Source organism: uncultured Sphingomonas sp., assembly GCF_964243315.1.
In the GTDB taxonomy this organism is placed as follows: Bacteria; Pseudomonadota; Alphaproteobacteria; order Sphingomonadales; family Sphingomonadaceae; genus Sphingomonas.
On the sequence record NZ_CAXTEM010000015.1, the window covers coordinates 1 to 15,479 of the forward strand.

The 15,479-nt window shown below is 68.7% G+C and carries 15 protein-coding genes; 4 read left to right on the forward strand and 11 right to left on the reverse strand.

Annotated features, from left to right (window positions below):
• The 4 genes from ACFE77_RS06845 to ACFE77_RS06860 form a co-directional block, all read left to right on the forward strand.
• On the forward strand, positions 1-486 hold a 486-nt coding region (locus ACFE77_RS06845), incomplete at its 5' end, for a deoxyhypusine synthase family protein (RefSeq protein WP_375420885.1).
• A gap of 135 nt (positions 487-621) precedes the next feature.
• The gene (locus tag ACFE77_RS06850; protein WP_375420886.1) at positions 622-1,047 is read left to right on the forward strand and encodes an MAPEG family protein; all 426 of its coding nucleotides are present in this window, start codon (positions 622-624) and stop codon (positions 1,045-1,047) included.
• Entirely contained in the window at positions 1,047-1,232 is a 186-nt protein-coding gene (locus ACFE77_RS06855) for a hypothetical protein (protein ID WP_375420887.1), read from the forward strand. The genes ACFE77_RS06850 and ACFE77_RS06855 overlap by 1 nt, the downstream gene beginning before the upstream one ends.
• 50 nt (positions 1,233-1,282) lie before the next feature.
• Positions 1,283-2,275, forward strand: coding sequence for an alpha/beta hydrolase (locus ACFE77_RS06860; protein WP_375420888.1), 993 nt, complete (start codon positions 1,283-1,285; stop codon positions 2,273-2,275).
• On the opposite strand, the gene xrtA is transcribed toward ACFE77_RS06860, so the two are convergent.
• From xrtA to ACFE77_RS06915, 11 genes are all read right to left on the reverse strand, one after another.
• Complete coding sequence (xrtA, locus tag ACFE77_RS06865) at positions 2,219-3,799, reverse strand: exosortase A (protein ID WP_375420889.1); 1,581 nt, start codon at positions 3,797-3,799, stop codon at positions 2,219-2,221. The genes ACFE77_RS06860 and xrtA overlap by 57 nt on opposite strands.
• Positions 3,796-4,962, reverse strand: coding sequence for a TIGR03087 family PEP-CTERM/XrtA system glycosyltransferase (locus tag ACFE77_RS06870; RefSeq protein ID WP_375420890.1), 1,167 nt, complete (start codon positions 4,960-4,962; stop codon positions 3,796-3,798). The genes xrtA and ACFE77_RS06870 overlap by 4 nt, the downstream gene beginning before the upstream one ends.
• Positions 4,959-5,999, reverse strand: a complete 1,041-nt coding sequence (locus tag ACFE77_RS06875) for a FemAB family XrtA/PEP-CTERM system-associated protein (RefSeq protein WP_375420891.1) — start codon at positions 5,997-5,999, stop codon at positions 4,959-4,961. The genes ACFE77_RS06870 and ACFE77_RS06875 overlap by 4 nt, the downstream gene beginning before the upstream one ends.
• Positions 5,996-6,856 (reverse strand): XrtA system polysaccharide deacetylase, encoded by an 861-nt coding sequence (locus ACFE77_RS06880; protein WP_375420892.1) that lies wholly within the window; start codon positions 6,854-6,856, stop codon positions 5,996-5,998. Before ACFE77_RS06880 ends, ACFE77_RS06875 begins: the two co-directional genes overlap by 4 nt.
• A complete protein-coding gene (locus ACFE77_RS06885) occupies positions 6,846-7,850 on the reverse strand; it encodes an ExeA family protein (protein WP_375420893.1) in 1,005 nt (334 codons plus the stop codon). Before ACFE77_RS06885 ends, ACFE77_RS06880 begins: the two co-directional genes overlap by 11 nt.
• A 15-nt stretch (positions 7,851-7,865) precedes the next feature.
• Entirely contained in the window at positions 7,866-9,470 is a 1,605-nt protein-coding gene (locus ACFE77_RS06890) for a hypothetical protein (protein ID WP_375420894.1), read from the reverse strand.
• Positions 9,470-10,441, reverse strand: coding sequence for an AAA family ATPase (locus ACFE77_RS06895; protein ID WP_375420895.1), 972 nt, complete (start codon positions 10,439-10,441; stop codon positions 9,470-9,472). The genes ACFE77_RS06890 and ACFE77_RS06895 overlap by 1 nt, the downstream gene beginning before the upstream one ends.
• Positions 10,438-11,955 (reverse strand): XrtA system polysaccharide chain length determinant, encoded by a 1,518-nt coding sequence (locus ACFE77_RS06900; protein WP_375420896.1) that lies wholly within the window; start codon positions 11,953-11,955, stop codon positions 10,438-10,440. The genes ACFE77_RS06895 and ACFE77_RS06900 overlap by 4 nt, the downstream gene beginning before the upstream one ends.
• Positions 11,956-11,965: 10 nt before the next feature.
• Positions 11,966-12,610, reverse strand: coding sequence for an XrtA/PEP-CTERM system exopolysaccharide export protein (locus ACFE77_RS06905; RefSeq protein WP_375420897.1), 645 nt, complete (start codon positions 12,608-12,610; stop codon positions 11,966-11,968).
• 85 nt (positions 12,611-12,695) lie between these two features.
• Complete coding sequence (locus tag ACFE77_RS06910) at positions 12,696-13,925, reverse strand: pyridoxal-dependent decarboxylase, exosortase A system-associated (protein ID WP_375420898.1); 1,230 nt, start codon at positions 13,923-13,925, stop codon at positions 12,696-12,698.
• Positions 13,922-15,433, reverse strand: a complete 1,512-nt coding sequence (locus ACFE77_RS06915) for an AMP-binding protein (RefSeq protein WP_375420899.1) — start codon at positions 15,431-15,433, stop codon at positions 13,922-13,924. Before ACFE77_RS06915 ends, ACFE77_RS06910 begins: the two co-directional genes overlap by 4 nt.
• Positions 15,434-15,479 lie beyond the last annotated feature (46 nt).

Consider the following 15,479-nt stretch of genomic DNA (forward strand, 5'->3'; position numbering starts at 1 on the left):
GAGCATGACGTGCCGATCTTCTGCCCGGCGTTCGTCGACAGCTCGGCCGGCTTCGGGCTGGTCAAGCACCAGGTCGACAGCATGAAGGCGGGCAAGCCGTACATGGTCCTCGATGCGATCGCGGACTTCCGCGAGCTCACCGACATCAAGATCAAGGCGGGCACCACCGGCCTGCTGATGATCGGCGGCGGCGTGCCGAAGAACTTCATCCAGGACACCGTCGTCTGCGCCGAGATCCTCGGTCATGACGACGTCCAGGTGCACAAGTACGCGGTACAGATCACCGTCGCCGACGTTCGCGACGGCGCCTGCTCGTCGTCCACCCTGCAAGAGGCGGCGAGCTGGGGCAAGGTCAACACCGGCATCGAGCAGATGGTGTTCGCCGAAGCCGGCAGCGTGATGCCGCTGCTCGCGTCCGACGCCTATCACCGCGGTCACTGGAAGGACCGCGTCAAGCGCCGCTGGGGCGCGATCTTCGACAAGTAAGTCGGAGAGGAGACGGATGGGGGCAGGCGGAACTACGATTCGCGCCCTGCCCCCCTCCGACCACGAGACCCACCGGTCTTGCGCTACCCTCCCCCATGATGCAGCCTCAGGTGCAAACCGGGGGAGGCACGAACGATGCATAGCGAGATACTGCGGCCGATGGTCGCGCTGATCGCGTGGACGCTGGTCATGCTCGTGTGGATGCTGGTCACGCGCCTGCCCGCGATGAAGGCGGCGGGCGCGGATCTCGGTACGCTGGTCGGCTCCAAGGCGGCCGACGCGGATCGCGCACTGCCCGCACAGGTGCAGTGGAAAGCCCACAACTACAATCACCTGATGGAGCAGCCGACGCTGTTCTACGCGGTGTGCGCGGTCCTCGCGCTCAGCGGCACCGGCGACGGCGTCAATGCATGGATCGCCTGGGCCTATGTCGCGCTGCGGGTGCTACATTCGCTGGTACAGGCCACCGTCAACAAGGTAGGGCCACGTTTCATGCTGTTCCTCGCCTCCTCGCTCGCGCTCGTCGCGCTGACGCTCCATGCCGCGATGGCGGTGTTCTGATGGCCAAGGGTGAAGTCTTCGAACGCCATCGCCAGCCCTGGACCCAGGACGAGATCCAGAAACTGCACCTGCTCGCCAAGAAGGGCATGGCGCTGAAGGCGATCGCCAAGGCGCTGAAACGCAGCGAGGAATCGACCAAGGATCGCGCGAAGGAGGACGGGCTCGCGATCGCCAAGCTGCGGTGACGTGACATGCATTGTTTCGCGGCGCTGCGGGACCGATTATGAGCCGCCGCATGATCGATATCGCACGACGTGAAATGCTCGCGCTGTCGCTCGGTGCCACTGCGGCACCGGCGTTCGCCGCGCAAACGACGCCTTCGCCGCTCGCCATCCCGCGCTGGCCCCCGGCCGAGGCGATCGCTCTGTGGCCGGGACTACCGCCGGGCGCGGGTGCGACGATGCCGCGGTTGGCGCCCGAGATCACAGGACGACCCGGCGAGTATCGCGACATCTGGATGCGCGGCACCAGCCGCCCCGATCTCGGCATCTTCCGCGCTCCGCGTCCCGACGGACGCGCGGTGCTGGTCATCCCCGGCGGCGGCTATTCCTTCGTGTCGTTGCGCGGCGAGGGCATCGACGTGGCCCGCGCGCTCAACGCCCGCGGGATCACCTGTTTCGTGCTCAATTATCGGCTGCCCGCGGAAGGCTGGGCCGATCGCGCCAACGTGCCGCTGCAGGATGCCCAGCGTGCGATGCGCCTGATCCGCGCCGAGGCGCGTCGCTTCGCGATCGACCCTGCCAAGCTCGGCGTACTCGGCTTTTCCGCGGGCGGTCATCTGGCGGCGTCGCTTACCGCGCTGCACGCGACCGAGGTCTACAGGCCGGTCGACCTCGCCGATCGCCAGTCGGCACGCCCGGTCTTCAGCGGCTTGATGTATGCGGTGTCCAACGTCGATCCGGGCCGCAGCCACGGTGGATCTCGCGCCAATCTACTCGGCCCCAATCCCGATCGGGCGATGGAGCGGCGCTACGCCATCGACCGCCGGCTTACCGCCTCCACCCCGCCGCTATTCCTCGTCCATGCCGAGGACGACGATGTGGTGCCGGTGCTGAACAGCCTCGATATGCTCGCCGCCGCGCGCGCGGCCGGTATCCCGGTCGAGGCGCACATCCTCGAAAAGGGTGGCCACGGCTTCGGCACCCGGCTGCCGCGGACGCTGCCGGGCTCCTTATGGCCGGAGCTGTTCGAGCGCTGGGTCGGCGGCACTCTCACCCGAAGCCGGTAGCCGCCCCGCGGACCGGTCCGCCAGATCAGCTAGCGGACCGAGACTGGTCAGCATGTGATCGATCGCGACGCGCGGATCGTGGCCGGGCGTCGAGGTCGCGGAAAGATGGATCGCCACGGCGCTCTGTGGCCCGCCGATCAGCCTCGCGCGCATCGTCTCGAGCTTCACCCGGCGCAGGTCGCCGGTAAGGATGTCGCCTACTCGATACCAACTCGCCACGATCCGGCTGACCGGCCCGGGTGCTGCGATCCGCACCGCCTCCCCGTCCGCGATCGGCAACAAATCCGCGACCCGCAGCCACGGGCCGTCCTCGCGCAAGACTCCGGTTCCGAATGCCCCAAGCTTGGCACCCTCGCGTTGGCGCGCATAGACCGCGATCGCGACGTCGACCTGATCGCCCGCGGTCGAGGCGTAGCGGCCGAACACATAATGATCGGCACCAGGATGCCAGGGCTGCCATGGCCGGCGACGTTCGATAGCAACGCGTTTCCAGCCTTTTACGGTCGGCAGCTCGATACGCGCGGGAAGACCTTCGCCGCCACTCGCCGTCGCGACGCTCCAAGCCGCGAACAATCCCGCGACAGTCAGGACGAGCACGACCGCCGTGAAAAGGTCGACGCGGCCGGAGCGAACCGGTCTGAACTGTGCGGGGTCATAGCCGGGGTCGGTTGGGTGCCGATCGAACCAGCGCCACCCCATCGCGAGCAGCATCGCCGAGACCAGCGCGAAGAAGATCCAGCCGAACACGATGTGGTCGAACCCGGTCGCCGTGCCGATCGACGTCACCTGCGCGGCATAGATCGTCGCGAACGCGCGCACCCCGTTGGCGAGGACCGGAACCACGATCGACGCCGCCATGAAGCAGGCACGCCGGCGCCACGACGTGAAGCAGAGATGCGCGACCAGCGTCGAAAACGCGATCATCGCCAGCACGAACTTCGCCCCCGAGCACGCCTCGGCAACCTCGAAAAGATAAGGCCCGGCGTGGATCATCACGCCATCGACACTGGCGGGAACGCGTGCGATCGCGAGCAGCGGCATCACCAACGCGACCGTCACCCGCTGCAGCAACGGCTCCAGGCTCGCGCCGGCCGGGACGGCGAACGAGGCATAGGCGAGGGGAAACAACAGCCCCCGTGTGACCTGCGCACCGAGTATCGTTACCACCGCGCCCTGGAGCATCAGCACCAGCCCCCATTGCCGCGCGAAGGTCACGCCACCCGCATCGCCCATCAGCCAAGCCACGCCACCGCCGGTCACCAGCGCGAGACCCGGCCACCAGCCGACAGGCTCTAGCCGCGCCAGCAGCGAGCGACGCGTCCAGACCAGCCACGCGACCAGAGGCGCGATCAACAGGCAATGGCCATAGGCGCCACTCGTCCACCACATCACTGCCAGTTGCAGCGCATCCGTGGCGAACAGCATCAGAATACCAACGAAGACGATCGCCAGCGCCCCGCCGTGACGCTGCCACGCGCTCGCACGAACGGCGGCTTGCCAGCTTGGCCGGGCCAGGCTGGTCACGCCATCAGCGCATCGAGCGCGGCAAGGCGCGCCGGCCAGGCATAGCGCGACACGACCTGCTCCCGAGCCGCGACACCGAGCCTTGCAGCCCCCCCGGGATCGGCGAGCAGCGCGCCGATCATCGCCACCTGCGCCTCCGCGTCGGCGGCCACCCGGATCGTACCGGCATGATCGATCCCCTCCGCGGCGGCGGCAGACGCGACCACCGGGCGCGCCATTGCCATCGCCTCGAGCACCTTGTTCTGCACTCCACGCGCGATCTGAAGCGGGGCGACGCACACTGAGGCTGCCGCCAACCAGCCGCGCACATCGGGAACCGCCCCGGTGACGATCACGCCGTCTCCCGACAGCGCCCTTACCGCGGCCGTCGGCGAGCGACCGACGATCGCAAAGCGCAACGTCGGATACCTGGCCCGCAAATCGGGCAGGACGTTACCCACGAACCACGCCGCGGCGTCGACATTGGGTCGATAGTTCATCTGCCCCGTGAAGACGATCAGCGGGCCCGGTGTGTCGACCGGCGCAGAGTCGGCAGCGGGATCGAAGAAGCCGGCATCGATCCCGTTCTCCACTGCCAGTATTTCACCGGTCGCGCCCCCTTCGCGGAACAGCCGGGCCTCCGCGTCGGTAACGAAAAGGCTGGCGCTCACCCGTGCTGCGACGGCACGTTCGAACGAGCCCAACAGCCTGGCCTCGCGACGGAGCAACCATGAGATCGGATAGCGCGCGCTGACCGCAAGCTGTTCGAACTTCATCGAATCCACGTCGGCGAAGTCCATGATGACGGGCACGTTACGAGGTAGATACTGCGCCATCTGACCGGAATAGCAATGGATCCGGTCGACGGCGGCGGTCGCGCAGACCTTCGCGATCGCAGCCTGCATGGCCGGGTCTGCAAAGGCGGTCAGCGACACCGGCCTTGCGGTGGCGAGCGCCTGCAGCGCTGCCATCGCGTTCGCCTTTGTTCGCGGTATGACCGTGCAACTGGCGAGCATCTGCCGGAACTCGGGCGCCGGGTCGCGGTCGGCGACGTCGTCGGCAAAGGCCACCAGATGCACAAGATGCTTGTCAGCAAGGTGCCGCAAGATGTTGAAGCCGCGTATTTTGTCGCCGCGATCTGGTGGGAACGGCACCCGATGCGCGAGGAACAGCAGCTCGCTCACCCCAGCCCCCGCGCGATCGGCGGTCCGAGCCGGTTGGCAAGCCAGAGCGGCAGCCGCTTCCAGGTGGTGACCATCAGCGCATATTTCGGGTCCAGCGGGTTCACCACGCGCGCCGGGCCGTTGCTATGGCGCGCATAGGTCAGCGGGACGGGCACGAAGCCCCAATTCTTCTTGAACGCGGCCGCGCCCGTCCCTGCCTTGGAGCGGCCGAAGTCGAAGCGCGTGCATCCGCGCTCCCGCGCATGGCGCATCAGCGAGAAGTAGAGGTGTTCATGCGCCCGCATCCCCCGCGATGCTGCGGTGCCGCCCCCCCAATAGGGATAGACCGTGCCGCCGAGATACAGGCTGAGGACGCTGGCGACCGGATCACCCTCTGACGACACCGTGAGAATGTCGGCATCCATCGTGTCGATGACCTGCCCGAACAGCGCTTTCGGAAACACCGGCGTCCCAAGGTTGCGAACGGACTCGGCATAGACGCTGTAGTGAGCGGCTACATCCTGTGCACTCCGCCCGACCGAAACGGTCAGGCCGAGACCCTGCGCGCGTCGAACTTCGGCGCGCTGCTTGCGCGGAATGGCCTTCAACTCGGTCTCATCATCGGCAGCTAAGGGTTTGGCGAACGCTAGATAAGTTGCGGCGTCTTGCGCCCATCCCGCGGGCACCGGCCCACCCCGCAACTCGACCGACGAGGTTCCGATCCGGCTCGCGAGATCGACCGCTCCCGACGCGAGCGCCTCCACCGCGCCTCCAAGCACGCCGCCATCGACGCCGAACCCCGCCGAGACCAGCGCGCGGCCGAACAAGGGCGAGCGGACGTCGGTCAGCGGCAACACGCCCGTGATCTGGCTATCGGCTCGTTCGGCGATCAGGTAGCGCGAACGCTGCCGACAGCCGACAGCGACCGCCTCGCTCCACGCCGGCAGATGGAACGGCGTCGCATCGGGCTGCGCGCGAACGAAGGCGTCGATCCGCGCATGGTCCGTCCGATCGGCCTCGCGAATGCCGACCGGCGCATGGACATCGATCATCGTCATGACACGACCGGCACGATGATCGAATCGATCCGCCCCCAGGCGTGCCGCTTCACCAGTCCGCGCAACTTGCCCGCCATCGCGCCCAACCGCGCGTAGTGGCGCAGCCGAGATCGCATCGGCGCATCATGAACCCGCGGCTGCCCGGCATCCACCTCCCACGGGTGGAAGTAGAAGATCGCCGGCTGCCCCTGCGCATTGACTTGGCGAACCGCGAAGTCGGTGAGTTGCGCCGGCAGCAGCCGGAAGAACCCACCACCCGTCGCAAGGCGGCGTCTACCGAATTCGGCGACCGTCACCGGCAACTCGATCATCTCGCTACCGGCCACCGGGTTGAACGCGAACCGCGGCGCGGTGCGCCAGCCATAATGATCGTGGCGGACCGGTGCGACGCTGGAGGAATAACGATACCCCTCTTCGGCGAGCATCCGATGAGCCCAGGGAGTGCGCTGGTCTATGGAGAAGCTGGGTGCGCGATAGCCGGTGACGGCGGTGCCGCCGGCGTCTTCCAGCGCTGTCTTGGTGCGCAACAGGTCGGCACGAAAGGTCGTGGCGTCCATGGTGAAGACGCGCCGGTGATCCCAGCCGTGGCTAGCGATCTCGTGCCCGGCATCGGCGATGCGACGAACGAGCGCGGGATGCCGCGCCGCGACCCAACCGAGCGTAAAAAACGTCGCCTTCACATCGGCTTCGGCGAACAGGTCCAGGACCATCGCGGTGTTGGTCTCGACCCGGCTCTCCAGGGTCGGCCAATCGGCCTTGTCGATCACGTTCTCGAACGCGCCGACCTGAAACCATTCCTCGACATCGACCGACAAGCCGTTGACGATGCTCGCTTTGCCGATGAACTCAGGCCGCATCGGTCCACGCCACCGCGCTCCGTCGATCATGTTCCACCCAGCCGACCAGCAGGTTCAGCACGCGCCTCAGAGCCGCATCCTGTTCCTCGATCCGCGCCTCCAGTTCGGCAAGCCGGTCCGCCTCGATCGGCCTCGGGGCGGCGTCGAACTCCTCGCTCGGGGTGAGGCCCGCCACCGGCAGGTCGGCGTGGAGATCGCCCAGCACCGCCGCGACGGTGTCGGCATCGATCAACTCGCGACCCTCGATCGCGGCTTGGAGCATCACGCGCCCGGCCAGCATGTTAAGCCGCCGCGGCACGCCCCCCGACCCGCGAAACATCGCCTCGAAGGCGTCTGTCGTGAAATCCGGGCGACCCTGCCATCCGACCACCGCCAGGCGGTGCGCGACATAATCGGCGACTTCCGATTCGGCCATCGGTTCGAGGTGGTGGATCGCGATGATCCGCTGCCGCAGCTGTTCCAGCCGCTCCGAGCCGTGGAGCCGGTCGCGGAACTCCGGCTGGCCGAGCAGCAGGATCTGGAGCAGCGCCTGCCCGCCCGGCGCCTGGAAGTTGGAGAGCATGCGCAACTCCTCCAGCGCCGACACCGACAACGCCTGCCCCTCGTCGACGATCAGCAGCGTGCGCCGCCCGGTCCTTGCGACCGAGTGGAGCCCGCGTTCGATCACGGCCAGCAGTTGCGCCTTGGTCAGCGCCGCCGGATCGACCCCGAGCGCGGTCGCGACGATCCGCAACAGATCATCGGCCTCGATCGCGCTCGAGACGAGATGGACGATCTTGATCATCTGTTCGTCGATCGTGTCGAGCAGATGCCCGACCAGCGTCGTCTTGCCCGCGCCGATATCGCCGGTGACGACGATGAAGCCCTCCCCCTGCGCGAGGCCGTAGCCTAGATACGCCATCGCCTTGCGGTGGGTCGCGGTCTCGAACCAGAATCGCGGATCGGGAGTCAGCTGGAACGGCCGACCGCTCAATCCATAATGTGCGTCGTACATGCCTCGGCTCCGACGTTAGAAGGAATAGCGCGCGGCGACGAGGCCCTGCGCGGAAATCTGGGTGTCGACCGCGGCGGTGTCGAAGGCGTACACGCCGATCGACGCGGTCGTGGTCAGCCGGCCGAACGCGCGGCCGACGCTCGCGGTGGCGCCGTAGGACACGACGCCCTGCGCGCCCGCCAGGCCGGGATCGAAATAGTTCACGAACAGCGTCGCATCCATTGCCGTGTCGAGGCTCAGCGCCCGCCGCAGGAACAACTGCCCGTAATAGCTCTCGTCGTCATAACCCCACACCGTGGCCCCGGCGGTCGCGACCGGCGCGTAGAGCTTGCGGTTAGCATAGCCGACACCGCCGCCGAAGCTGGTGCGGCCCTGCGTCGCGGCGAGCACCGCGTCGGCGCCGCGCGCGCGGTAGCTGGCGGTCGAGATCGACTGGAACACGCTGTTGAGGCACCCACCCGGCGTCGCGCCGGTCGTCCCGTAGACGCAGCCATTATATTGCTGGGTGAAGCTGTCGCGCGCCGCGACGAAGCTGGTCGGCAGATTGCCGAGCCCGCCGCGAAGCTGCTGCCCGAAGGTGGTGACGCTGTCATAGACCTTGGCCGCGAAGCCGATTCCCGCGGACGCCTGATACGCGATCGTGCCGGTATAGCTCGTCGACCCGTAGCGGCGCCCCACCCTGGCTTCGACCGCGGTGCGGCGGTTGGGCCGCCACACCACGCCCGCGTCGTAATACACGCCGTCGGTGCGGTAGGCGATCCGGCGGGGTGAGGCCTGGTCGGTCACGAACCGCCCGTCGCGGTCGACGACCGGCGCACCCGACGTGTCGCGCAGTGCGTCCTTCTGACTGGTCTCGATCTTCTCGTAGCCGACCCCCGCAACCAGCGCGACATTGGCCGAGACGGGCGCGAGCACGTCGCCGCGCAGCCGCAGCCCCTCGTATCGCGCCTTCAGCTGCCCGGCATCCTCGCGCTCGTATCCGGCCGAGGCCGTCAAGCCGACGGGCAGCAGCGTGTTGGGCGCGGTCCCCGCGCTGATCCCCGCGACCTGGCCGACACTGTCGTCATAGCGATCGAGCCGCGGCTGGCCCGCGAGCCCGCCGATGCGCGGCGTGCCGACCTTGGTATAGGCCGCCTGATAGCTCGCCGCGATCGCGACCGGGCCGGCGTTGCCCGTAAAGCGCGGACCGGCATAGACCGCGTAGACCTGGCTGACATTGTCCCCGTCACCGACGATCACCCCGGGCGCAGCGCCGCGGATGTCGGCACGGGTGCGCGTCGCGATCCCGCCCGCCTCGATCGTGAGGCCGCGCGCCACCTGCGCGGCGACCCGCGCGAGCCCGGCATGCACGTCGGTGTCGCCGATCCGGTCTTCCCAGGAGATCCGGCGCTCGTAGCGATAGCTGACTTGCGCCGAGACCCGCGCGGTGTCCGCAGCCGCGTCGACCCCCGCCGCAAGCGAGCTGAAGGTGAGCACGTCGTCGCCGGTCAGATCGGCGTCGACGATCTGGCCCACCTCGACATAGGGCGTGACCGCGATCCGGCCGCTGGGCGCGCGCTGCGCGGCCGCAGGACTCGCCAGCGTGGCGCCGCAGAGCAGGAACAGAAGAGACGCACGCATCAGTCGCCGGCACCGTAATAGCTGCCGAATCGATGCCCGCCGGCGACGAACGAGACGGCGTTCAGCGCCAGCGCGATGTGTTCGCAGCCGTCGAGCAGCCCGACCGCCTCGCGCAGTTCGCTCTCGGGCGTGCGATCGGCGCGGACGATCAGCATCGTCTGGCCCACCAGCATCGCCAGCACTGCCGCGGGCGACGCCGCGAGTGCGGGCGGCGAATCGAAGATCACGATACGGCGCGGATTGGAGTCGAGCAGGCGCGCGATGACGGCACGGGTCCGCGCGCTGGCGAGCAGCTCGGTATCGGTCGCGGTGCCGGTGCCCGCGGGCAACACCGAGAGGCCGGCGATATCGGTTTCGCGCACCAGCGTCTCGACGTCGATGCGCGTGTCGGCGAGCGCATCGAGCAGCCCGGGACCGTCATCGAGCCCGAGCCGCTTCATGACGTCGGGCTTCGCGACATCGGCATCCACCAGCAGCACGTCGGTGTCGCGTTCCGCCGCCATCGACAGCGCGAGATTGACCGCGCAGAAGGTCTTGCCGTCCTCCGGCCTTGCCGAGCAGATCAGCACGGTCCGCGCCTTGTCCGGCGTCGGTCCCTGGGCGATCCGTTCGCGGGTGATCAGCAACTGGCGCTTGAGCAGCCGGAACTCCTCGGCGAGCGGACCCACCGGTGCACCCGGCACGATCATCCCGTTCTCGGCGAGCATGCCGCGATCGATCGTCGCCACGTCGCTCGGCTCGATACCGGTGAAGAACGCCTCGGGCAGCTCCTGCCCGACCGGCACGCGCAGCGCCTCGGGAATTGCGAGGAAGGTGTCGTCGTCGTCGTTCACCGCGGGCGGCGGGGCCTCGCGGTCCGGGGTCACGACCGGCGTTGGCCTGCGCCCGGCCGGCGAGAGATCATAAGCCGCGGCAGCCCGTTCGAGCAGCGAGGAACCGTGCGCAGGCCTGGTGATGACCGCCTCCTTCATGCCGCCATACCGCGTTGGACGATCTCGACTGCGAGCAACAGCACATAGGCCGCTAGCAACGCCCCTGCCCCACCCGCGAAATGCTTCAAGCGCCGCGTGCGGTGATCGGCCTGCGCACGCGTCACGACCTCGCCGATCGATCCGATCACCGGCATGCCGGTCGCCCGCTCCAGCTTGGTCGCGGTGGTGAAGGTCGCGCGCAACTGGCCCATCGCGAACGCCGCGCCGATGCCCGCGGCGAGCCCGACGATCAGCACGCCGGTCAGCAGCAGCATGCGATTGGGGGCGCTCGGCGCGCGCGGCGCGGTCGGCGGGTCGATCACCTTGAAGCGGAGATCGTCGCCCTGGGTCTGCGCGTCGCCGCGCAGCGCGATCTGCTGACGCTGGGTCAGCAGCTGGTCGTACTGGGTCTTCAGCACCTGATAGGTGCGATCGATCCCGCCCTGTTCGGCGGCGGCCTCGGGATCTGCGGCGAGCTTTTCGTTGAGCTGGTCGAGATCGCCCTGAAGCTGCGCACGCCGCATCCGCAGCGCGGCGACCGCGGACTGTTTTTCCGCCGACATGGATTGCAGCGACAGATACAGCGGGTTGACCGATCCCCCCGCCGCACCGCCGACCAGCGGTTCGCCGCGCGCCGCGACCTGCGCCGCCGCCAGCTGGCTCTTCAGCGCGATCACGTCGGGATGATTGTCGGTATAGCCGCGCGCCCGCGCATCCGCGAGCTGGCCTTGGATCGCGGTCAAGCGCGCCCGCGCCGGACCCGCACCGGCGCCGCCGCCCAGCCCCGGCACCGACTGCGGCGTGCCGCCCATCTGTCCCTGCACCACGGCGAGGCTGGACTGGGCCGCGGCGAGGTCGCCCTCGACCTGCGCCAGCTGGTTGCGCGCCGCGCCGATCCGGTCGGAAACCGATCCGGTGCCCGGCAACGAGCCGAGATAGCGGTTCTGGAAGTCGGCGCGCTTGGTCTCGGCGTCCTGCAACTGCTTCTGCAAGCCGTCGAGTTGCTTGTCGAGGAAGCCGAGGCTGGTGCTGGTCTGGGTGCGATCGCCAGCGATGTTGTCGGCGACGAAGATGTCGATCAGCGTGCGGGTGATCGACCGCGCCAGGCCGGGGCTCGCCGCGGTGGTGGTGATCTCGAACAGGTTATCCTGCTGCGACACGATCTTGATGTTCTGCGCGAGGCCGGCGACGCGATCGGCGACGTCGCGGTCGCTCGACACGGTGCCGGCGAGATCGCTGCCGCGCACGACCTTTTCGAGGTTCACCGCGGAGGTCAGTGTCTGGCGGATGGTGTCGACATCGACCGTGGGCGGCGTCGCCGGCTGGCCGACGCTGTCGGGCAGGATGGAGCCGAGCTGCACGAATACCCGGGCATGCGATTCGTAGCGACTCGGCATCTGCGACACCACCAGCCAGCCGAGCACGCAGACGCCCCAGGCGACCGCGAGCGCGAGCCAGCGCCGCGTCCATACCGCGTGCAGCGCGAGCCGCGCTTCGTCGTAGAGACCCGTCACCCAGATCGTCCTAGAACATCGACTCTGGGATGATGATCACGTCGCCGGGTTCGAGCCGGACGTTCGCCTTCGAATCGCCCTTCTTGAGCAGACTCGAGATCTGGAGCCCATATTCCTGGCTCTTGCCGGTGTCGCGATCGTAGCGCACCAGCTTGGCCTTGTTGCCGGCGGCGTATTGGCTAAGCCCGCCGACCGAGATCATCGCGTCGAGCAACGTCATGTTGGCGCGGTACGGGATCGAGGCGGGCTTTTCGGTGGCGCCGACGACGCGGACCTGCTGGCTGTAGGTGCCCGAGAAATTCTCGACGATGACCGAGACGATCGGGTCCTTCACATATTCGCCGAGCGCCTTCTTCATGTCGGCGGCGAGGATCGCGGGGGTCTTGCCGACCGCGGGCATGTCGTTGACCAGCGGGGTCGTGATCCGGCCGTCCGGGCGAACCTGGACCTTCGACGACAGTTCGGGATTGCGCCACACGAAGATGTTGAGCTGATCGAGCGGGCCGATCACATATTCCTCGCCGGGCTGCTCCTTGCTCGCGACATAGGCCGCGGGGGGTAGCGTATTACGACCCTTGGCGTTGGCGCAGGCGCCGAGCGACGCGGCGGCGAGCGCGGCCACCAACAAGCAACGAGGGGCGATCCCGGAACGCATGCAAATCTCCTGGCGCCGGCGCACGCCGGGTCCGGGCGAGCGCAAACTTCATGAAAAGCTATGCAAGGGAGAGGTGAAGATAGCGTTAGTAACCGTTCGCTAGCAGCTCTGCCGCGGGTGGGTGACCGAGGAAGTCGGCGGGGCTCGCGGAGGCTCCGTAAGCCCCGGCAAGAAAGATCGCGACGAGGTCGCCGACCCGCCCGGCGGGCAGCGCGATGCGGTCGCCCAGCCGGTCGAGCGGCGTGCAGAGCGGGCCGACCACCGAGACGGTCTCGGTCGGTTCCTCTCCCACCGCGCGGGCAAGCGCGAGCGGATAGTTGCGGCGGACGACGGTGCCGAAATTACCACTGGCGGCGAGCTGGTGATTGAGACCACCGTCCACCACGAGGAACAGTTCGCCGCCGCTTTCTTTGCGATCGACGATGCGGGTCAGGTAGACGCCCGCATCCGCGACCAGCCAGCGGCCGAGTTCGATCGCGAAGCGCGTGTCGCGGAGCACCGCGGGACGCGCATCCAGCGCGCTCCGCAATGCATCGCCAACGTCTTCGACCGCGAGGCTCTTGTCGCCCGCGAAGTAAGGGACGCCGAAGCCGCCGCCGAGATTGACGAGCGGCGGCGATACGGCTGCCTCCTCCGCGAGCCGTGCCGCCAGCGCGATCGTCGCTGCCTGAGTCTCCGCGATCGCCTGCGCATCGAGCGCCTGACTGCCCGCATAGATGTGGAAGCCGCGCCAGTTCGCGCCGCTTGCGACGATCGTCCTCACCAACGCCGCCGCGCGCACCGCGTCGACGCCAAAGGGCGACGGGCGCCCACCCATCCGCATGCCCGATCCGCGAAGTTCGATGTCCGGATTGACGCGCACCGCGAGCCGCGGCCGGATCGCCAGCCGTTCCCCAATCCCGATCGCCCTGCCCGCTTCGCCCTCCGACTCCACATTGAGCGTGACGCCGCTGCCGATCGCAACGGTGAGTTCGTCGTCGCGCTTGCCCGGCCCGGCGAAGCTGATCGCCGCTGCCGGCTTGACCGCGATCGCGCGGTGGAGCTCGCCTGCCGAGGCGATGTCGAGGCCGTCGACCAGCGGCGCGATCGCGGCGAGCAGAGCTGGCAGCGGATTGGCCTTGATCGCATAGTGCAGGTCGATGCCCGGAAAGGCGCTCCGGAACCGCGCCACCCGCGCGGCGACGATCGCGACGTCGTAGACGAAGAACGGGGTGTCGCCCGCGTCGGCTGCCCAGTCCTCGGCCGGCCGGCCCGCGATCGTCAGCATGCCGCGCTGGTCGGCGAACTCGGGGGGCAAGGCACCCATCGGCTTCATGACGTCACCCTGCTCAAGATGTCGGCGCGCAGTGTCGCCCGGTCGAGCTTGCCGTTGGCATTGCGCGGCAGCGTCTCGCGCCAGAGATACGTCGCCGGCTGCATGAACGAGGGCAACGCTGCCCGCAGCCGCGTTCTAAGCTCCTCCTCCTGCGCAGGGTCGCCCGCGAGCACGACCGTGATCGCCTGCCCGTTGCGCGCGTCAGGCACACCGATCGCGACCGCCTCGCGCGCTTCCCCGCCTTGAAGCACGGCTTCCTCGATCTCGCCGGGGCTGATGCGGTTGCCCGCGACCTTGATCATCTCGTCGTCGCGGCCGACGAAGCGGAACAGGCCGTCCTCGCCCTCGACCACGGTATCGCCGGACCAGACCGCCATGCCGCGATGCTCGGCGAAGGCGGGCGCCGGGCGGAAGCGCGCGGCGGTGCGTTCGGCGTCGCGCCAGTAGCCTTGCGCGACGAGCGGCCCGGCATGGACGAGTTCGCCCGGCTCGCCGGAGGCCGCGCGAGAACCGTCGGAGCGCACCACCATCACCGCGGCGAACGGGATTGCCCGCCCGATCGCGTCGGGGTTAGCGTCGATCAGCGCGGGATCGAGGAAGGTCGACCGGAACGCCTCGGTCAGCCCGTACATCGCGACGATCTCGGCGCTTGCGAACCGCTCGCGCAGCCCGCGCACCAGCCGCGGCGTCAATGCGCCGCCCGAGTTCGTCAGGCGGACGAGCCGCGCTGCGGTCTCGGCTGGCCAGTCCGCCTCGAGCAACTGGACCCACAGGGGCGGCACGCCTGCGAGCGTGGTCGCCTCGGTCCGCTCCACCGCACGGACGACGTCGCGCGCGGTGAGGTAATCGAGCGGCGCGACCATGCCGCCCGCCGCCCAGGTCGAGAGCAGTTGGTTCTGCCCATAATCGAACGACAGCGGCAGCACCGCGAGCACGCGATCGGCGGGCGCGAGACGCAGGTAATGCGCCACCGAGACCGCACCGAGCCACAGATTGGCGTGGCTCAGCATCACCCCCTTGGCGCGCCCGGTCGAGCCCGAGGTGTAGAGGATCGCGGCGAGCGCAGCGGGATCGGCCTGCGACGGGCCCGGGCCGTCGCCGTCGAACGCGATTTCCGCCTCGTCGATCACGCGGCACGATGCCGGCACGTCGTCGTCCTCCAGGGTCGCGGTGCGCGCGGGCTGCGTCAGGAGCAACCCGGCACCACTATCGGCGAGGATGTGCGCGACCTGCGCACGGCGGAGCAGCGGGTTGACCGGTACATGGACCAGCCCGGCACGCGGGGCCGCCAGCGGCATGACGCAGGCGAGCCGCGTCTTCGGTAGCCATGTCGCTACCCGGTCCCCCGGCGCGAGACCCTGCCGTCCGAGCCACCCCGCGACCGACGCGACCGCCCGCTCGAGTTCGGCGTAGGTCCAGCTACCCGCACGATCGAGCAGCGCGAGCGCATCGGGCGCGCCGCGCAGGACATGATCGATCGGCTTCGGAATGGGATCGGGCAGCGCCATGATGCCTCCATAGCGCGGGGGCGTTGCCGAAATCACCCTTCCCCTT